The organism is Paraburkholderia sp. SIMBA_030, assembly GCF_046535245.1.
GTDB lineage: Bacteria > Pseudomonadota > Gammaproteobacteria > Burkholderiales > Burkholderiaceae > Paraburkholderia.
Genome location: NZ_JAWRXB010000036.1, coordinates 1 through 19,209, shown reverse-complemented (window position 1 = coordinate 19,209; position 19,209 = coordinate 1). Strand labels below are relative to the sequence as shown.

The 19,209-nt window shown below is 60.9% G+C and carries 18 protein-coding genes; 11 read left to right on the top strand and 7 right to left on the bottom strand.

Going from position 1 to position 19,209, the window contains the following annotated elements:
- Positions 1-78 precede the first annotated feature (78 nt).
- The 3 genes from SB772_RS37725 to SB772_RS37715 are packed head-to-tail and all read right to left on the bottom strand — an operon-like array spanning position 79 to position 2,549.
- Entirely contained in the window at positions 79-819 is a 741-nt protein-coding gene (locus SB772_RS37725; protein ID WP_410838198.1) for an SDR family NAD(P)-dependent oxidoreductase, read from the bottom strand.
- A 37-nt stretch (positions 820-856) separates the two neighbouring features.
- Positions 857-1,756: an alpha/beta fold hydrolase gene (locus SB772_RS37720; RefSeq protein ID WP_410838197.1), complete on the bottom strand. Its 900-nt coding sequence runs from the start codon at positions 1,754-1,756 to the stop codon at positions 857-859.
- Between the two features lie 46 nt (positions 1,757-1,802).
- Positions 1,803-2,549 (bottom strand): SDR family NAD(P)-dependent oxidoreductase, encoded by a 747-nt coding sequence (locus tag SB772_RS37715; protein WP_410838196.1) that lies wholly within the window; start codon positions 2,547-2,549, stop codon positions 1,803-1,805.
- Positions 2,550-2,725: 176 nt separating this feature from the next.
- On the opposite strand from SB772_RS37715, the gene SB772_RS37710 reads away from it, so the two are divergent.
- Complete coding sequence (locus SB772_RS37710; RefSeq protein ID WP_410838195.1) at positions 2,726-3,625, top strand: LysR family transcriptional regulator; 900 nt, start codon at positions 2,726-2,728, stop codon at positions 3,623-3,625.
- A gap of 123 nt (positions 3,626-3,748) precedes the next feature.
- On the opposite strand, the gene SB772_RS37705 is transcribed toward SB772_RS37710, so the two are convergent.
- Positions 3,749-4,513: a hypothetical protein gene (locus tag SB772_RS37705; RefSeq protein ID WP_410838194.1), complete on the bottom strand. Its 765-nt coding sequence runs from the start codon at positions 4,511-4,513 to the stop codon at positions 3,749-3,751.
- 488 nt (positions 4,514-5,001) lie between these two features.
- Here SB772_RS37705 and SB772_RS37700 point away from each other — a divergent pair, with 488 nt between their 5' ends.
- The 4 genes from SB772_RS37700 (at position 5,002) to SB772_RS37685 (ending at position 10,223) form a co-directional block, all read left to right on the top strand.
- A complete protein-coding gene (locus SB772_RS37700) occupies positions 5,002-5,772 on the top strand; it encodes an SDR family oxidoreductase (RefSeq protein WP_410838193.1) in 771 nt (256 codons plus the stop codon).
- 613 nt (positions 5,773-6,385) lie between these two features.
- A complete protein-coding gene (locus SB772_RS37695; RefSeq protein ID WP_410838192.1) occupies positions 6,386-6,916 on the top strand; it encodes a 2Fe-2S iron-sulfur cluster-binding protein in 531 nt (176 codons plus the stop codon).
- Positions 6,916-7,902, top strand: coding sequence for an FAD binding domain-containing protein (locus tag SB772_RS37690; RefSeq protein WP_410838191.1), 987 nt, complete (start codon positions 6,916-6,918; stop codon positions 7,900-7,902). The genes SB772_RS37695 and SB772_RS37690 overlap by 1 nt, the downstream gene beginning before the upstream one ends.
- Entirely contained in the window at positions 7,902-10,223 is a 2,322-nt protein-coding gene (locus tag SB772_RS37685; RefSeq protein WP_410838190.1) for a xanthine dehydrogenase family protein molybdopterin-binding subunit, read from the top strand. The genes SB772_RS37690 and SB772_RS37685 overlap by 1 nt, the downstream gene beginning before the upstream one ends.
- A 201-nt stretch (positions 10,224-10,424) precedes the next feature.
- Here SB772_RS37685 and SB772_RS37680 read toward each other — a convergent pair whose 3' ends face one another.
- Both SB772_RS37680 and SB772_RS37675 read right to left on the bottom strand, forming a co-directional pair.
- The gene (locus tag SB772_RS37680; RefSeq protein ID WP_410838189.1) at positions 10,425-11,168 is read right to left on the bottom strand and encodes a hypothetical protein; all 744 of its coding nucleotides are present in this window, start codon (positions 11,166-11,168) and stop codon (positions 10,425-10,427) included.
- 304 nt (positions 11,169-11,472) lie between these two features.
- Positions 11,473-12,039, bottom strand: coding sequence for a YSC84-related protein (locus SB772_RS37675; protein ID WP_410838188.1), 567 nt, complete (start codon positions 12,037-12,039; stop codon positions 11,473-11,475).
- A gap of 565 nt (positions 12,040-12,604) precedes the next feature.
- Here SB772_RS37675 and SB772_RS37670 point away from each other — a divergent pair.
- Together SB772_RS37670 and SB772_RS37665 are read left to right on the top strand one after the other, a co-directional pair.
- Positions 12,605-13,789 carry an FIST C-terminal domain-containing protein gene (locus tag SB772_RS37670; RefSeq protein ID WP_410838187.1) on the top strand — a complete coding sequence of 395 codons (1,185 nt, stop codon included), beginning with the start codon at positions 12,605-12,607 and terminating at the stop codon, positions 13,787-13,789.
- 93 nt (positions 13,790-13,882) lie between these two features.
- Positions 13,883-14,902, top strand: coding sequence for a ribonuclease Z (locus tag SB772_RS37665; protein ID WP_410838186.1), 1,020 nt, complete (start codon positions 13,883-13,885; stop codon positions 14,900-14,902).
- Between the two features lie 69 nt (positions 14,903-14,971).
- Here SB772_RS37665 and SB772_RS37660 read toward each other — a convergent pair whose 3' ends face one another.
- Positions 14,972-15,604 (bottom strand): malonic semialdehyde reductase, encoded by a 633-nt coding sequence (locus tag SB772_RS37660; RefSeq protein WP_410838185.1) that lies wholly within the window; start codon positions 15,602-15,604, stop codon positions 14,972-14,974.
- Positions 15,605-15,969: 365 nt separating this feature from the next.
- On the opposite strand from SB772_RS37660, the gene SB772_RS37655 reads away from it, so the two are divergent.
- From SB772_RS37655 to SB772_RS37640, 4 genes are all read left to right on the top strand, one after another.
- Complete coding sequence (locus tag SB772_RS37655) at positions 15,970-16,164, top strand: hypothetical protein (protein WP_410838219.1); 195 nt, start codon at positions 15,970-15,972, stop codon at positions 16,162-16,164.
- Complete coding sequence (locus SB772_RS37650) at positions 16,116-17,096, top strand: NADPH:quinone reductase (RefSeq protein ID WP_408360591.1); 981 nt, start codon at positions 16,116-16,118, stop codon at positions 17,094-17,096. Before SB772_RS37655 ends, SB772_RS37650 begins: the two co-directional genes overlap by 49 nt.
- A gap of 320 nt (positions 17,097-17,416) precedes the next feature.
- Positions 17,417-17,620, top strand: a complete 204-nt coding sequence (locus SB772_RS37645; RefSeq protein WP_410838218.1) for a hypothetical protein — start codon at positions 17,417-17,419, stop codon at positions 17,618-17,620.
- Positions 17,621-18,114: 494 nt separating this feature from the next.
- Positions 18,115-18,597, top strand: a complete 483-nt coding sequence (locus SB772_RS37640) for a DUF4440 domain-containing protein (RefSeq protein ID WP_410838184.1) — start codon at positions 18,115-18,117, stop codon at positions 18,595-18,597.
- Positions 18,598-19,209 lie beyond the last annotated feature (612 nt).

Genomic DNA, 19,209 nt, shown 5'->3' with positions numbered 1-19,209 from the left:
TCTCCTCGATGGGGCGGCGGTTGCACGCGCACTGCACCCCTGGTCGGCTCGTACTTGGGAAGTACAGCAGTGCGGTTCTTAAGCGATGGTGCCGCCATCGACGGTGAGGTTGGCACCCGTGATGTAGCTTGCCTCCGGGCCGGCGACGAAGGCCACCAGCGCGGCGATCTCATCGACGTGGCCGTACCGCTTTAGCGCCGTATTGGCGATCTGCGGTACCGCCCAGTTACCCTCGGCGGGGTTCAAGTCGGTGTCGATGGGGCCGGGCTGGACATTGTTGACCGTGATGCCGCGCGACCCGACTTCGCGCGACAGGCCTTGCGTGAACATTTTCACTGCGCCTTTGGTCGCTGAGTAGGCCGCAAGGCCCGGCGTCGTCGCCCGCTCGCCCACGCAGGAGCCGATACTGATAATGCGGCCGCCTTCCTTCAGGTGCTTGAGTGCGGCTTGTGTGGCGATGAACACGCCGCGCACGTTGAGGTCGATCATCTGATCCATCTCTTCGAGGGTGGCCTCTTCGAAGGGTTTGGGGATCGCCGTGCCCGCGTTGTTCACCAGAATGTCGAGTTGGCCGAAGGTCTTGACGGTTTGCTCCACCGCGGCGTTGACCGCCTTGGCGTCGGTCGCGTTCGCCTGGATCGCGATGGCCTTACCGCCAGTGTCTTCGATGGTTTTCACGACCTGGGCGGCAGCATCGGCACCCTTGGTATAGGTGATCGCCACGCTGGCGCCGTCGGCGGCCAGCCGCTTGGCGATGGCCGCGCCGATGCCACGGGAGGCGCCGGTGACGAGCGCTGTCTTGTTGGTCAGGTTTGCCATGGTACGTGTCCTCGCAAGTTGGAGAGGTAGTCGAAGCTCAGTTGGAAGACGGCAGTGAAGGGAAAGGCAGGCCTTTGGCCGCGCTGTCGGGCGTCTCGAATGCCGCGTCGAGGAACTGGGTGGCTTGGGCCACGAACAGCTCCGGGTATTGATAGAAAGAGCCGTGATTGGCGTCCGGGTAGACGATCAACTGGGCGTTAGGCAGGTTTTGCTGCAGAACATAGGAGTTTTGTGTCGGGATGATCACGTCATTGCTCCCCTGCACGATAAGGGTGGGCTGGGGAATGCTCTGCAGGTAATCGAGGACACCTTCGTGCTGGGCCATGTACTTGCCGATGGCCTCGCCCTGATGGGCGACGCCTTCGGCGCTCATCTCCGGATCGCGATCGTTGCGCTCCCACTTGCGCTTGAGAAAGGCCAGGCCTGCTTCGCGACTCGAGGCGGAGGGCGAGAAGTGGACGGCCAGCCACAGGTGCTCGGGCGGATCGTAGGTGCTGGAAAAAATTGCATGCGACTGGCTGACAGCCATATCGGCCCCGCGTGGACCCGTGCCGACCAGGATCAACCGGCGTACCAGATCGCTGCCTTGCAGGGCGATTTCCTGAGCGACCATGCCGCCGATGGAAAAGCCCAGGACGTCGACCCTGGAAAGGCCCAGCGCTTTAATGAAGGCGATCGCGTTGGCGCCCATCTCCGGGAAGCTGGTGGGAACTTCACCGGAGCTCGACGAGACGCCGGCGTTGTTGAAGAGAATGATCTCCCGAGTTTTGGCGAGGCCGTTGGTCACCGCTGGATCCCAGTAGTCCATGGTCCCCGTGTAGTGCTGGTTGAACACCAGCGGCACGCCGCCCGGCTTGCCGAAGCGACGATAGGCAAAGCGGATGCCGTGGGCCTCGACATACTGCGTCGACGCCGTTTGATGGGTATATGTGGTCATGTCAAGTGTCCTTTGAGGTACGCCGGGAGCGAAGCTCCAACGACGGTCAGCCCGCGGTCTTACCGCCATCGACAGTGATGACTTGGCCGGTGACGAAGGCGGCGCCATCGGATGCCAGGTAGAGCACGGCGCTGGCGATGTCGTCCGGCTTGCCGATGCGCGCTAGCGGAACAGAGGACACCAGCGCGGCCTTGTGCTCCGCCGTGCCGGTGAAGCGGTCGAGCATGCCGGTATCGGTCGGCCCCGGGGCAACGGCGTTGACGCGCACACCTATAACGGCGACTTCCAGCGCAGCCGACTTGGTGAAGCCCTCGACCGCATGCTTGCTGCCAACGTAGACGGAGGCGTAGGCCGCCCCTTCGTGCCCGTAGGTCGATGAGATGTTGATGATGCTGCCGCTCTTCTGAGCGGTCATCACGCGCAGCTCGTGCTTCATGCTCAACAAAGTGCCCAGCACGTTGGTATCGAAGGTCGCGGCGTAGCTCTCGGCGGTCTGGTCGACGACCGGTCCCGGCTGGCCCTCGGTGCCGGCATTGTTGACGGCCGCGTCGAGACGGCCGAAGCGGGCAACGGCCTGGTCGACCAGGTCGCGGACTTCGTCGTCGCGGCGGACGTCGGCCTGGATGAAGGCGACGTCGGCGCCGAGCTGCCGAAGTTCGGCTTCGAGTGCCTTCCCTTCGGCCTGTCGGCGGCCAGAGACGACCAGACGGGCACCGCTCCTGGCGAAGGCCAGGGCAGTGGCGCGACCGATGCCGGTCAGGGCGCCGGTGATGAGGACGACGGGCTTGCTCATGTTTAAACTCCTGTGAGGTATGACAGGGACGTATGGGGATGACTGACCGGCAACACCGGCTCGAACGCTGGACGCACACGTCATCACGTCGTCACAGGAGGAAATCTAGGGACTTGTGGCAAGATTGAAAAAGACTTTATAGGCTGGATGGCATACCTCGGAGGCATGGGGCCTGAATGGAACTGCGACACCTGCGATATTTCATTGCCGTTGCCGAGACGGGCAGCTTGACGGAGGCAGCCGAACGGCGGCTACACACTTCGCAGCCGTCGCTGAGCCGTCAGATTCGGGATTTGGAGGACCAGGTCGGGGTCGAGTTGCTGAGTCGCAGCGCGCGCGGCGTGGAGCTGACTCCAGCAGGCAGGGCGTTCATCGATCACGCGCGGCTGGCGCTGACCCAAGTGGAAGCTGCAGTGGAAGCGGCACGCAGGGCAGGGCAACCTGCGAAGCAGCGCTTCGCCCTTGGCTTCCTTACTGGGCAGGAAATGACGTGGCTGCCTGAGGCGATGCACATTCTGCGCGGCGAGTTGCCGAACATCGACGTCACCGTATCTAGCGACTATTCGCCGGACCTCGCCGCAGGACTCGCGCGCGGCAAGCTGGATTTGGCGTTCCTGCGTGCCGAACCGGACTTCGATCTCGCCTACCAGGTCGTTGGCCGGGAACCGCTCGTGGTGCTCATGCCGAGTGACCATGCGCTGACGTCCCGCGCTGCAATCCGTCCGCAAGAACTCGTTGGCGAGCCTTTCATCGCAATGGCTAGCAAGGCTAAGGTGCTGCGCGCGGTGATCGACGACTACCTGGACCGCTCCAGGGTCCCGATTACGCCGCTACAGAGTGTGGACAACCCCGCGATGGTCATGTCGCTAGTCGCGTCGCTGCGAGGCGTGACGCTGATCCCGGCCTATGTCGAGAACCTGATGCCGTGGTCGGTCGTCAGTCGTCCGCTCGAAGGCGAGGTGCCGATGATCGACCTGGTCATCGGCTACAGCCAGGCAAATACTTCTCCGATTCTCAAGCTGTTCCTTTCGAGAGTGGATGAACTGATCTCACGCGTCGCGAAGAGGTCGTCATGATCCGAGTCTCGGTCAACCGCACGTGTCGATGGCGAAGCAGACGTTCGAATTTTATACAGGAGCGGCTCAAACGGGTCGGTTACGGAAACTATCCGCGCAAGCGGGATCCGAGCTCGCGATGTTTTAGGCGCTTAGCACCTGTTTGAACCGTTGCAAGTCAACTCGCCGATCGACTGTAGACTCCATTCGACGCTCGAGCGACGCCTTGCGCTTTTCTTCAGCGTTCGCGATGAAGTCGGACAGTTCGCGCTCCATGGCTGAATCTTTGGCGCCCGGCTTCCACCTCGCGGCTCCGTGCCGCCGGCGCGTGCTCCGAGCAAGTGCTAACGCTGCCATCGCAGCCTTTGCACATTCGTATTCAACCTGGCGACAAAGGTCGATCGGCTCACCGAATTCGCGGAACGCTTCCACATACTCCCGAGCGGCGTGCACTGTCGCCGGGTACTCACGGAGTTCGGAGATAACTTTGCGGCTCAAGACTTGCCACTGAATCTTGTCCGGGTAGGCAAAGACGGGGATGGAAACGCCTTTACTGGCTTCGCGGTTCAAATGGCCGACTGGCTCCGCTGCTGCCCAGGTGGCCTTGTGCATCATTGTCCGACAGGTTCGGGCGTAGCTTTCCAGCGATAACGCAAGTTCCAATGCAGTGTCGCGTCGCTGACGCTTGCGCTCCCTGGCATCCCTTGCTGAGATCCACGCGAGCGTTATGACAGAGCCGACTGCCCCTGACGCCAGCGCCAAAATCATTGGAGTGTTCCAGCCAAGTCGCTGGAGAAATTCAAGCCATTCCTGCCGCATACGATGCGCCTCGGAGAAAGAGGTGCAGAGAGTATAAGCAATCGTTCGCGCAGTAATCAGAGCAAAATTGGCGTTGTGTGTTTTCGCCACAATCGCTTCAGTGCGGCGGTGAGCATCTTGACAAAATATGCTGATCTAGGGCACCAACCGGACCAGAACCAGGGGAGGGGCGTCAAGATATTCAGGACCGGTCCGCTTCCTAAGTAGACAGGGTCTGCCGGTCGTGGCCACCACCGTTTGCTCGCTCAATCGGCAAGCTTCGGCCAGAAGCTAGATGCTCCGTCCTAGATCGTTGGTGATCGATTTGGAATCAGTGACAGATAATGCATAGATCGGGGAGACGAGGGTAACGCCAGATTCAAGGTGCGAGCGCCGCGCATTGAACGCCTAAACTGTTTCAATGCATGGAGACGGGGCAACTCATGACGCGATTCGCTGAAGGCGATATCGAAACGGGCCGGACATTGAGTATGGAACGCTGAGCCGACATCGGAATTCGCCATAGCCAGACGCGAGGAAAGGGCGGTCGCTGGTGCCCATCGAATCGCGCGGGTTTGGAACCACCAGGAGGAGCGGCTGTGAAGAAAGAGCAACAGGTTGCGCTTGTGACGAATGCGTCGGACTATGCAGGCCCGCCTGCCGTAGCAGCGCTGCTGGATGCGGGATTCCGGGTGCTTGTCCAAGATGATTTCTTCTTGGACGACATCGCGTGGGAGCACTTTTCGAACGCGAATCACAGTGTCGAGCGTGTGAGCGGCAAAAGTTTTGAGTTGCTGGTCGAAGCCGCATGGGCCGTCACTGGGCGGGTTGATGCCATTGTCAGTAACGACCACTTTCCCGCTATCCATCGGCCCACTGTGGATGCATCACTGGACGACCTGCGGCAGACGCTAGAAAAGCTGGTAGTCCGCCCTTTCGCTTTGGTAAAGGCGGCAATCCCGCTTTTGAGACAGCAGGGCGGCGGAAACCTTGTATTGGTGACATCGTGCAGGACGAAATTGCCGATGCATGGAGGTGCCATTCCTGACGCTGCGAGGGATGCCGCGAATGCATTGGTTCGATCGTTTTCCGTCGAACTTGCGCCACTTAACATTGCCGTCAACGCGGTGGCACCGAACTTCCTGTATAGCGAGGCTTATTATCCACGCGCTGTCTTCATAGACGAGCCGGAAGGCCGTGACTACGTCAGGACTTCGGTACCAGTGGGTCGGCTAGGCCGGCCGGAAGAGATCGGCGAACTGATCTGCTTTCTCGCATCGACACAGTCCCGGTTTCTGACTGGCGCTGTAATTGACTTTTCCGGCGGGTGGCCTGCTGCTGGGACGAGGCCCGGAACGACCGACGATTGAGTGCGGCTCGCACAACGTGGCGCCGATCAATGACAGGCAGCGACCGGCCAATTCCCGCCGTTGGCCTCCTTGGTGGCGTTGCCATTCGAGCGACGGTTTAGTATCCGAGACCTGCCGTCGAGTCCCTGATGGCTTGACCGGCTGCATGAGGTTAGATCACGGCTGCTGCTCTGTGGCGGTAACAGTTGCCGGTGTTGAGAACAAGAATTTCGAGCGCCCAAGAACACCAGAGCGAGCGAATGTTGTTGGGGCGCAGCTAACGCGATTTGCGACGGTGGCCAACGTCCCGAATTCCTCCCTGAGGGACGAGACGGTTTCTCGTAACCCGGTCAATCTTTCAACGAAATCGTCCGTCATTGAGGTCACCCCCGATCCCCTTACGTCAAGACTGCTCATGAAGCTGGACTTGGACGCGAAAAGACAGACGATTGCGGAGCGGTCGGCCTCAAGATAAACGAGTTCGACGTCGCCAAGCGCTGCGAAAGCCTTCCCTCACGATCATTGGCATGCCGACGGCAGCCCGCGTGGCAGCGCGGCGCGGTATTGCTTTCCCCCATCGCAGAGGCGCAGACTTCAGCCTTACTGCCCGAGTCCGAACTCAAGAGGAGCAGGCATGCATTTCGTCATCAACGGCAACGAGATCGAACTGGAATTCGATCCCCGGACATCGCTACTCGACCTGCTTCGTGAGCGGTTACACCTATTCGGCGCAAAAAAGGGCTGCAATCAGGGTGCATGCGGCGCCTGCACCGTTCTCGTCGACGGAACACGCATCAACAGTTGCCTCGCGCTGGCGGTCCAGTATCAGGATCGGGAAATCACCACTGTCGAAGGATTGGGCGCGCCAGGTGAGCTTCATCCGCTGCAAGCGGCCTTCGTCGAACACGACGGCTTCCAGTGCGGCTACTGTACGCCGGGTCAGATCTGCTCTGCCGTCGGCATGGTCCGGGAGTTGCGGTGCGGCGTGCCGAGCTATGTCAGCGACGACGTGGCCGCCGAAGGGTTTGCGCTGTCCCATACGGAGCTGCGAGAGCGCATGAGCGGCAATCTGTGCCGCTGCGGCGCCTACAACGGCATCGTCGACGCGATCCAGGAAACGTTCGGTGCGGTCGAGATCGAGCCCGTCAAGCGCGAGGTGGCCTGATGAATCCCTTCACCTACGAGCGCGCTTCGGACGAAAAAACTGCGCTGACACTCGGCGCCCGAACGGGCGCCAAATATCTCGGCGGCGGCACCAACCTCGTCGATCTGATGCGCGAAACCATCGAGCATCCGGTCTTGCTGGTGGACGTCACAGGTCTCTCGTGCACGATAGAGGACACGGATGACGGCGGCCTGCGGATCGGCGCCGGCGTGAAGAACACCGCCGTCGCGGCCGACCCGCGTGTGCGCGAACACTATCCGATGCTGTCGGAGGCCGTTCTGGCAGGTGCATCGGCTCAGATCCGCAACATGGCGACGGTGGGCGGCAACCTGTTGCAGCGTACCCGCTGCGGATACTTCTACGACGACGCCGCGCGCTGCAACAAGCGCGCGGCCGGAAAGGGCTGCGATGCGATCGACGGTTTCAACCGCATGCATGCGATCCTGGGCGCGTCCGATGCCTGCGTCGCCACCCATCCTTCGGACATGGCCGTCGCGTTGGTGGCTCTGGACGCGGTGGTTTCGGTGGGCGGCCGCAACGGCACACGCGATATTCCACTGGTCGATTTCCACGTCCTGCCCGGCGACACGCCGCAAACCGAAACGGTACTGGAAACGGGCGAATTGATTACCGCCGTGACGCTGCCGCCTTCGATCGCGGGCCGTTCGCGCTATCAAAAGGTGCGTGACCGCGCGTCCTATGCGTTCGCCCTGATCTCCGCGGCAGCGGCACTGAATGTGCAGGACGGTGTCGTGAAGGAGGTGCGGCTCGCGCTGGGCGGCGTCGCTCACAAACCGTGGCGCGCCACCGCCGCCGAAGCGGCACTGAAGGGCGGTCCGGCGACCGAGGCGGCGTTTCTCGCTGCGGCGCGGGCGGAACTCGCTTCCGCCCGAGGACTGCGCGACAACGCGTTCAAGATCGAACTGGCTCAGCGCGTCATTGTCGACACGCTGGTGAAGCTCACCGCACTTCAGGAGATCCGCTGATGGCCATCATCAAGGACACGACCCAGGCCGTCATGAAAAAGGCCATTGCGCTCGCGCCTGACAGTTTCATCCCCGGCGGCAAGCCGGATCCGCTGATTCATCACAAGCATGGCTTGATCGGTGCGCCGGTGAGCCGGATCGACGGGCCGTTGAAGGTTTCCGGTCAGGCGACCTTTGCGGCGGAGTTCCCGCTCGCGGGCATGATTTACGCCGCGCTCAAGTATTCGACGATCGCCCGCGGGCGCATCGTCGAAATCGACACCGCTGCTGCCGAAACCGCAACAGGCGTCGCACTGGTGATGACATACAGGAACGCGCCTCGCCTCAAACCGCTGCCCGCATTCATGACGCAGCCGAAAGCCGTAGGCGGCGATGACATCCCCATCATGCAGGACGACCAGATCCACTGGAACGGCCAACCGATCGCGCTGGTGCTGGCCGAGACGCAGGAGCAGGCGGACTACGCCCTGACCTTGATCGAGGTGACTTACGAGGCCGGTACCGACGGAGTAACGTCGTTGCGCGCCGCGAAAGGAAAAGGCTCGGAGCCCGGCGTCTTCCTGGGCGAGCCGCTGAAGCTCGAGATCGGCGATGCCGAAGCCAAACTGGCCGCAGCGCCCCACAAGATCGACGTGCGTTACACGACTCCTCGCCAGAACCACAATGCAATCGAATTGCACGCGGCGACCCTCGCATGGGAAGGGAACACGCTGCGCATCCACGACACCGTGCAGGCCGTGGCTCACGAAGCGTGGTCGATCGCCCAGGCGTTCGGCATCGACGAGAAGGATGTGCATGTGACGTCGCCGTACGTCGGCGGCGGCTTCGGTTCGAAGACGCTCTGGCAGCATCAGGTGCTGGCTGCGGCCGCGGCGAAGCTGGCGCAGCGCCCAGTGCGCATGACGTTGTCGCGGGAAGGTGTGTTTCGCGTCGTCGGCGGCCGCACGCTCACTGAACAGCGCGTGGCGCTGGGCGCGCAGGCCGACGGAACGCTGGACGCCCTGATCCACACCGGCACAGTCGCCATGACGCCGCACAACAACATGCCCGAGCCCTTTATTCTGCCGGCGAAGAGCTCTTACGCGTCGCGCAGCTTTCTGCTCGACGTCGAGACCGTCAAGCTGAACATGACGGCCAACACGTTCATGCGCGCGCCCGGCGAAGCGGTCGGCACGTTTGGGCTGGAATCGGCCATCGATGAACTCGCGCACGCAATGGGTATGGATCCCATCGAACTGCGAATCAAAAATGAGCCGGAAAAGGATCCCACGACGGGGCTGCCGTTCTCGCAGCGCGGCATCGTCGATGCGTGGAAGGCTGGCCGCGAGCGCTTCGGCTGGGCCGCGCGCGGGGAGCCGGGCACGCGGCGCGACGGCGACTGGCTCGTAGGCATCGGCTGCGCCACGGGCACTTACCCGTACTATCGGATGCCAGGCGGTGCCGCGCGAATCGTCCTGACCGACAAGGGACGCGCGACCGTCAGCATCGCCGCGCACGAAATGGGCATGGGCACTTCGACCGCTCAGACGCAGATCGTCGCCGAGCGCCTCGGGCTGCGCATGGACGACGTCGACTTCAAATATGCGGACTCCACCCTGCCGGGAGAAGTGCTGGCGGGCGGTTCGCAGCAGACGGCGGCCATCGGCGCCGCAGTAAGCGCGGCCCATCACAAGCTCGTCAAGGAATTGCTCGGGCTCGCCGGCAACCGCTCGCCGCTTTCCGGACTGCTGCCGGACGATGTAGGTGGACGCGACGGCGGCCTCTGCGCGCTGGACGATGAAAGCCGATTCGAGAGTTACGCCGCCATACTCGCCCGCGCCAGGCGCGAGGAACTGTCCGTCGAAGCCGAAGCGCCGATGCCCTTCGAGTTGCAGCACTGGTCCATGCACAGCCACAGCGCACTGTTCTGCGAGGTGCGCGTCAACGTCGTCACCGGGGAGATCCGCGTCAGCCGCTTCCTCGGTTCGTTCGACTGCGGCCGGATCATCAACGCCAAGACGGCGGCCAGTCAGTTTCGTGGCGGCATCGTCATGGGCCTCGGTCTCGCGCTGATGGAAGAAACCCAGTTCGACGAAAGAAGCGGTCGTGTCATGAATCCGTCGCTTGCCGATTATCACGTGCCCGTTCATCTCGACGTTCCGAAGATCGACATCATCTGGAACGACGAGGCCGATCCTCACACACCGATGGGCGCGCGCGGCATCGGTGAAATCGGCATCACCGGAGTGGGTGCGGCAGTTGCGAATGCGGTTTTCAATGCCACTGGCAAACGCATTCGTGACCTTCCCATCACATTGGACAAAATCATCGAGTCAACCTGACGCTGCGCACCCTTAGAATCCCCAAGCGCAACTCTGCAATCGCCTGTCCGGCGACTTGCGGAGTGCTGCTGATGACCTGAGCATAGGGGTCGGATTGCGACGGGAGCCATTCCTCTAAGTCCAGCCAGGAGCGGTCATGCTCGAGCCGATCGCAGGCGCTCTTGCGACAGGCGACCGTAACCTGGCTCTGCGCTCTCGCGTCTACTGAGACGGGGCACGGCACTCGTTCAACTTCGGCAGGCTTCCGTTAAGTTGCAGGGCAAGGAACCTGGCCGTTCCGGTCGGGGCGCCGACCTTGACCGTCGAGCCCGTGCTGGTGTTGGCGATCTGGCTGTTGCAGTACCGGAAATACGAATCGTCGCAAGGATAAGGCCCAGCAATCTGGTAGCCGACGGGTGAGCCCGGGGTCTGGGTTACCGGGCACGCGCAGATGATGTCCGCGCTGCCGAGCGGCTTGTCGAACCCGGGGAACGCGCTGCCGTTGCTGCTGGTGAAGCAGATTCCGCCGTCGCATTGCGCGTAGCCGCCGGTGGACCCCGCTGGGCAGTTATAGAGCGCGCGATGGCCGTATGGCGCGACCACGGACTCCGGCAAGCTGAACGTGCTCACCATGTACCCATTGTCGACGCCGTTGGCATTTATCGAGCAGACGTCCTCGCCGTCTACGCGCAGCGGCAAGCTGATGCTGTCCCCCTGTTTGACGTCGCATTGGCAGTAGGCCACCTGGTTCAGCACCGTACAACTGGCGGTCGCGCAGAGCGCGTACGTCTGTCCCTTGCAGATTTTGAAGAATCCGGAGGAAGTTGCGCCGGTGGGGATCGCAGGCGCAGCGATGCTCGCGGCAGACGAGGGCGCGACCGCATTCCCCCCGCAACCGGTCAACGCGTCGAGCGCCACGCCCAACATCATCGCGAAGACGAGAAAGTTCACGAGCCTGAGCGCCATGGTTCGCTCCTGCAACCTGAAGCAGTGGTGCGGACAAGTATGCGCGGATTATCCGTATCGCGTCGACAACGGTGTTCGCAACGCGTGCGCAACATCCGAGGTCGCCAGGACCAGTCTGGGAGGGCGCTTACTTCATGCCAGTCTGCAGGCGTGGCAAAGTTTTTCGGACGAGGTGGGGCCGACCGCATCGGCCCGGGTACGGCCAGTTGCAGCCTTTCATGCTTTCGCTTCGCCGGACACTCATGCGTCTCTTTCTCGCAAGTTTCGCGCCTTTCAATGGCCTACATTTAACACTTGGCGAAAATCAACGAGGCGTGTAAGAGAACTTCTGGCCGCCAACGCTTGCCTCGTACATCAGCCCACCCTTGGCCACTGTAAACACAGCCATGCCTTTTCGATAGGCGCCTGTCGTTTTGGCATCTTTCTTGCCGCCACTTACGTTAGTAGACGTGCCGCCCGTCGTGCCTGCCTGTGCGCCAGCCGCCGCAGTGATCGCGATCGCGTTGGCATCTGCGCCGAATTCAAAGTTACCATTGGTGAATTCTTTGAGGGCTCGTTCATCCTTGAACAAGATGAGTTCACTGTACACTTGGCCGCCAAGTTGCAAGCCCACAGTGACCTGAGTCATCGATGTATCGCCGATATGTTTCCCTTTCTCATAGACGCGACCCTTCCCATGGGCACCGCCTATACCGACCCCTCCCTTGCCAATCTTCGGAAACACAGCGTAACCATAGGCACTATGCAGAAGACTGCCGCTTTCTCCCGCGTTCTTGAATAGGTTGAGGGTGTCCGTATATTCGTCGGCCTGAGCAGCAGAAATAGGCAACATCAGCAGGACCGTGAGCGTCAATATCAGACGTTTGAGCATGATATGTTCTCCATGGATTGATCGCGTTCAAGCACTGCGGTGACATACTCCCACGCATTATTGTCGATCATGCCAGCGGCAGCAAAAAATTCTTTGCAGGATCGCTCCGGCGTGGAGCAATTCACCGAGCGCAGGATCGTCGTGTGCATCGGCGATAGACCGCGCTCCGCCATCGTCAAACGCTAGAATCGGTTCGCCTCGCCGGGTTGATGTCGTGGCGACCGGGGCTGCGCACCAGGCTGCCGGATCGGGCGGCACGATCTGGCCGGTGAAGCCAGTCGAACCGATGACGGAACGCCGCGAGGCGACCCCGGGCGCCCCGTTTCAAGGCGGAAACGATCCGTGCGCACTTGCCAACGACCGTAGTCCCTCCCGAGCGGCCGTAGAGTTTCATCGGCATCGTATGACTGAGAAGGGTCGGCAAGCGCCGGTCGCGGACATCACGGGTTGTACCCATGAACCGCAAACCCTGCCGGCCGGTCCGATCACGGGTTTATCAACGGCCGGCTGAACATGCCCTGCAAGCGGAGGTCTAATTTATTGTTGCCTTCGACAGGTTTAGACCATGTCCCGCGCTTCGTTTGTCCACGCTCACGCCGCCCACGCCGATTGGCGGGTGGCCTTGGCCAAGTGCCAGAGGCAAGTTCAAACCCAAATTGCGGCCCGTGCGGCGCAACTTGACGAATCCGCTCCGTTCACGCTCGGTTGGTGTTACATGAGCGACTATTACGCACCCGCGTCCGAGGCAATCCTCGACGAACTGCACCGGGCTCAGCCTGGCGTCGCATGGGTCGGAACGGTCGGTGTCGGCGTGGCCGCCAGCGGCATCGAATACATCGACGAACCGGCCCTGGTGCTGATGCTCGCGCCGCTGCCACGGGAATCGTTCCGGCTATTCTCCGGCCTGCAGCCATTGCCTGCGACATCCTCCGGGTTCGTGGTCCACACCGCCCTGGTCCATGCCGAGGGCAGCACGCCGGACGTGCAAGAATTGCTGCACGAACTGAGCGCCCGCACGACCACGGGTTATCTCTTCGGCGGCCTGTCCTCGGCGCGAAACCGTCCGCTGCACATAGCGGATGGCGTGTTCACCGGCGGGATGTCCGGCGTGCTCTTCGGCCCCGAGGTCGGTCTGATCTCACGTGTGACGCAGGGCTGCCAGCCCATCGGGCCGGTGCGCACCATCACCCAGGCCCAACACAATCTGGTGGGCACGCTGGACGGCAAGCCTGCACTCGATTGCGTGTTGCAAGACCTTGGATTCGACCGGAATCTGCCAATCGATGCTTTGTCGCAGGCGCTGTCTACCACCCTGGCGGGCTTGAGCACGGGCGCCGAGGACGTGCCGAAATGGCCTGGAAAGTTCGGCGCGGACACACTCGTGCGGCACCTGGTGGGCGTGGATCCCGAGCACCGGGTCCTGGCGATTGCGGATCGGGTCGAGCCCGGCATGCATCTGGCCTTTTGCACGCGCAACCCCGAGGCCGCCCGGGTCGATCTGGTGCGCATTGCAACGGAAATCCGCGCGGAACTGGAAAGCGGCACGGCGGGGCACATGTCGGGCGCCCTGTATATCAGTTGCTCGGGACGGGGCGGCCCGCACTTCGGAGCGCGGCACGCGGAGTTGCAGACGGTGCGAAATGCGCTAGGTGAGGTACCGCTGGCGGGATTCTTCGCCGGCGGCGAGATTGCAAGGAATCACCTTTACGGCTACACCGGCGTATTGACGGTCTTCACGAGCCGGGACTGAGGCGCCGGACGGTTCTGATTTTTGCCAGAGCACGATGAAGATCCATACTGCGTTCATCCACAAGAGCCATACGTACGCTGCCCTGACAGATTCATGCACGCCCTCTTCAAACCATGGCTTGTCAATGACGCGTTTGGCGACCCGGGGCTATACGTGGACTTTTGCGACGAACGGCGTGCCCTCCTTTTCGATCTTGGCGATATCTCCAGGCTGATGCCCCGCCACCTGATGCGTTTGTCACATGTGTTTGTTACCCATACGCACATGGACCATTTTTCCGGCTTCGATCGTCTCTTGCGCGTGATGCTCGGGCGCAAGGCTGGCATCGTGATGTTTGGCGGCCCCAACTTTCTTGCACAAATCGAACACAAGCTGAGCGCCTATACCTGGAACGTGGTGCATCGTTACGAGGTCGAGCTGGTGATCGACGCGCGCGAAATCGGCGTGGACGGTGGCGGGCAGCGCGCCCTCTTTTCGAGTCGGAGACGGTTCGCCCGCGAAGCCGGCCCATCCTTTGAACGATCTGATGACGTGGTGCACAACGAAGCAACCTTTCGCGTGCGCGGCCGGTTTGTCGATCATGACATCCCGTGCGTTGCGTACGTGCTCGAGGAGAAGGCCCGCGTCGTCGTCGCGAATGACCGGCTCGCGGCGCTGGGGGTGTCGACGGGTGCATGGCTGCGCGAACTGAAACATGCGGTGCTGACCGGCGCCCCTGACGAGACGCCCATTCAGGTACGGTGGCTCGACCGGCATGGCGAGCACGCCATGACCCGGCAGGTCGGCGAACTGCGTCACCTGATCGTCGACATCGTTCCTGGACAGCGCATTGGCTACGTAACAGACTTGCGCTATACGGAAGCGAACGTAGAGTCCCTGTCGGCGTTGATGCACGACGTGGACCTGCTTTTTATCGAGAGCGTATTTCTTGACGAGGACAAGGCCCATGGCCTGCGCAAGAATCACCTGACGGCCCGCCAGGCCGGTCTGATCGCGCGCCGGATCGGCGCCCGGGCGGTGGTGCCGTTCCACTTTTCGCCGCGTTACGAAGGACGCTCGGCAGCACTGATTGCAGAAGTGCAGGCGGCGTGGTCCGCTACGTCCACCTGCTGATCCACCGGCATGTGAGCCGTTTGCACCTAGGCGAGGGAGATCAGGCCCGCGAAGCAAGGTTCCTGGTGGTCAGAGCAATTTGCAGGCCTCGTCAAAATCTAGGCGTGGGCTGCGCGGGAACAGCCCTGCCGGATCACCATAGCCCAGATTACAGAGGAAATTCGACTTGATGTGGCTGTCGGGAAAGTATTCCTGCTGGAAGGTGCCCTCCTGTGCGCTCGCAGGAAAAAATTCATGGTCAACTTTTGCATGGTCGAACCCGGACATCGGACCACAATCCAGTCCGAGCGAGCGGGCAGCCAGGATGAAATAAGCCCCTTGTAGCGAGCTATTGCGCCGTGCCGTGACCTCGGCCAGTTCCGGTGTGTCGGCGAACCAGGCTCGTGCATCTGCGTGCGGGAAGAGTTTAGGCAGCTTGTCATAGAACTTGCCGTCATAAGCGATGATGGCAGTCACCGGTGCGCTCATCGTCTTGTCGATATTGCCTGGTGCCAATGCCGGTAGAAGTCGTTGCTTCGCTTCCTGAGTGCGCAGAAACAGAATACGTGCTGGGCTGCAGTTTGCGCTCGTTGGACACCACTTCATCAGATCGTAGAGTTCGCGCAATGTGTCATCACTGACCGGTTTAGGCAGCCAGCTGTTGTGGGTTCGAGCCTGACGGAACAGCAGATCCATCCCTTCTTCATTCACTCGTTTGTCCATATTTGCCTCCCAACGGAAACGGACGTTGTAAGTTGCCTTCTTGCATCAACAACCACGAAATCTTGGAGGGCGGTATGCCGTCCAAGCGTTTCGTGAACATCACGCAGCAGATCATCGATGATCTGAGCGCAACCCCGTTTGGGTGTTATAGACTTACCACGCGTCGTTCGTGGAAAAATTTGCGCGGGCGGGTACCGGTGACGCTCCGGGGAGCGCCCTGCTGGACTGTAAGGATGCCGGCATTTCCGAGCAGAGCTATTACCGCTGGCGCAAGGAATACGGCGCCCACCAGAAAGGGCTGCGATGTTGCCCGCAATTCTCCGATGATGGTTTCAACGCCGGCCCACCAAGTCAGGAGAACCATCATGTCACTGCAAGACAAGCTCGACGCATTCAAGGCGGACTTCGAGGCAGGCAACACCCGCGGCGAGCTCACTTTCTTCCCTATACTTCCATACATTTCGGAGTTGGCTGACCAGCCGACTACTTTGCAACTTCAAGTGAGGATGCTATGCGCGCAGCCTGGTACTCAAGAAACGGGGAGGCTCGGGAGGTTCTGATGGTTGGTGAGATGCCGATTCCGGAACCTAGGAGAGGTGAAGTTCGTGTCCGAATAGCCTGCTCTGGAGTAAATCCGTCTGATGTCAAGTCGAGGCGTAATCGACCGCTAGCCAGTGAGCGTATCGTGCCACACAGTGACGGCGCTGGCGTCATTGATATGGTTGGTGAAGGCGTGAATCCCGACCGAATAGGGGAACGGGTCTGGGTCTGGAACGGTCAATGGCAGCGCCCAATGGGCACTGCCGCCCAGTATGTCGTACTGCCTGAATTGCAGGCCGTGGAATTGCCGGCCGCAGGAGATTTTGCTGCGGCAGCCTGCCTCGGCATTCCTGCCACGACGGCCTTTCAGGCAATTCATATGTTAGGCGACATCACCGGAAAAACCGTGCTGGTCGTTGGTGCGTCTTCCGCTGTGGGACACTATGCCACTCAGTTTGCCGCCATGGGTGGCGCCAAGGTAATAGGAACCGTAGGGTCCGTAGAGAAGGCACGACATGCAGTGAATGCTGGCGCCTCTGAGACGATCTACTACAAGGAAGAGAACGTTCCTGAAAGGGTCAAGGCAATCACCAAGGGGCTCGGCGTTCATGCGATCGTCGACATGGATTTCTCAACGACGATCAAATGGCTTCCCTTCGGAGTTCTTGCGCCTCATGGAACAATCATCTGCTACGGTTCTAATGCCCCCGGCGAAACAGCAGTGCCGTTTCGCGACCTTCTTTTTGGCTCAATTAGCCTGCGCTTCTTTGTCGTGTACGACCTTGATCGAGTGGACAGGCAAAGGGCGACAGACGGCCTCACGAAGCTACTGGAGGAGGGAAAGCTACAGCACACGATCGGGGCACGTTTTCCCTTGGACGACATTGCTGCAGCGCATGAAGCTGTCGAAGCTGGAAGCCTGATAGGCAACGTTGTATTAGACCTACCTTGAGCTGATCTCAGCAACAGCACGATGTCGAGCATGCTTTGATCTTTCCCCAGGTTCTTATTCCGTAGCTGGCATTGCCGAGCCCCGCCGCCAGGCAAGGGCAACGAAGCCTGCGCCGCCGGAAGGCAGACTAGGAGGGACCATGAAGGTTGCTGAGCTGGAGGGAGTCCTATTGGACTACTGGGTAGCGCGAGCCGAAGATCTGCTTCATCCGCGTATCGACGATGGGCTATGTTGGGTGGAAGAGCCTGCTTGCAATGGTGACCCCGCGGGCGCTTTAGACACAGCGCTCTCCTGCGAGCGATTGGGCCGTTGGCGGCCCGATCATCGAGCGTGAAGACTACTGCCTACCCCGCGTCAACACAAATGTCGGCACACTGCACCACGGCGGTTACGCAGCATCCACACCGGCTGGTTTTTGCTTCTATGGAAAAACGCCGCTGATCGCCGCCATGCGTGCCTACGTTGCAGACAAGTTCGGCGAGGAAGTGCCTGACGAGGCGACGACCGGGACCAAGCCGGAATAGTCGGCCCCGCCACAATCTTCTCCAGAGCCGCCTTGGTGCTTGCGTACCCGTCACTGAACAACCGCTGCAGGATCTCGATCGGCATGTTGCGATCGAGAGAGCTGGCATACCCCGTCGGCACGCGCACGATTGTCACGCCGTCCTTCGTGTAGCACGATACTGTGGCGGACGTTAGAACGGCCGCTCCGTTCAGTAAGCGGCCGTTCCATCGGCGACAGTGAATGTGTTGCGACATCGGCTGGGGCAGTCATTCGCGGTAGGTCCGCGGCGAGAAGGCCGCGATGTCCGCTTTCGGGAAACGCTGGCGGCCGAACGCGCCGGCTTCCCGTCGGCTGGCCCGCGTGGACTGGTGCCGCGCAAGTTGAGTCTGACCGCGAAAGGAGGCAGCGGCGTTCGGCATGAAGCCGTCAGTCAGATGTGGCTAACACGCACGGGACTGGCCATACTTCAAGCGTTATACCTTCCTCCCACCTTCTGACTGGAGAAGTGCCGCCATGAAGCTATTTAACGTTGCGGTCCTGGCGTTCGTGCTCGCCGGATGCGCCGCGAACCAAGGCATGTCAAACATTGCGCCGGCGTCGCGCACAGAAAGCTGTAAAGTCACGTCAGATCAAGAGATTGCAGCGTTGTTTGATCGATGGAATCAGTCGCTGCAGACCGGTGACCCGCACAAGGTGGTCGCCAACTATGCGGAGCGGTCAATTCTTCTTCCAACCGTATCCAACAAGCCGCGCTTGACGGTCGCTGACAAAGAGGACTACTTTCATCATTTTCTACAAGATCGTCCATCCGGGAAGATTGACTTCCGCTACATTGAACTGGGGTGCAATTCGGCCGTGGATGCCGGGCTTTACACATTCACCTTCGCAAGAACTGGAGCGGTTGTTAAGGCCCGTTACACCTACACCTATCACTGGGATGGGGCGCAATGGCTAATTACAAGTCATCACTCATCGGTCATGCCGGAGAAGCAGTAACAGGGGATGAGCTTCAGTTCCTGTGGATAGCCTGCGGCATATACCGAACCCATTGATATGCTTTCCTCTCGGATGACTATCTATGTCGGGTCGTCAGCGGAAGTCGTTGCGCTGGGAAAGCGGGCGCTCGACACGGGTTGATTCGGCGCGGTCCAACGATTCCAGTGCCGGACAAGCCGCAGGCGACCCGGCGTGAGCGAATGACAGTCGGAGTTTGAGAGCGGTCGTGGCCGGCGCGGCGACCCGAATGACGGCAACTGGTCGCCTTCTGCCCGACGCGGACCGATCAATGGCTGCCCACTCCGCGAGTTCAACGTCGGACCGGGTACGTTAAGGGTTATTCGACGCCTGCCATCGGCCACAGGAATGTGACGGTGCCTCAGCGTGTGTTGGCAGGCGTCGAATAAGCCTTAACGGTTTATGCCTCTCGCATATCTGCTGCGATCAGCGATCGATCGAGGCCTGCGTCGGACCGGGTTCGGCCAGTATGGGCCGTTCGACATCGCCGCCCGGATCGCTGACAATCTGTTCAACTTGGAGTTGACCCGGTTTCGTGGACACCTATTCTTTGGAACAGGAGGTGTCCATCATGCAGAGACATCGCACCCCGTA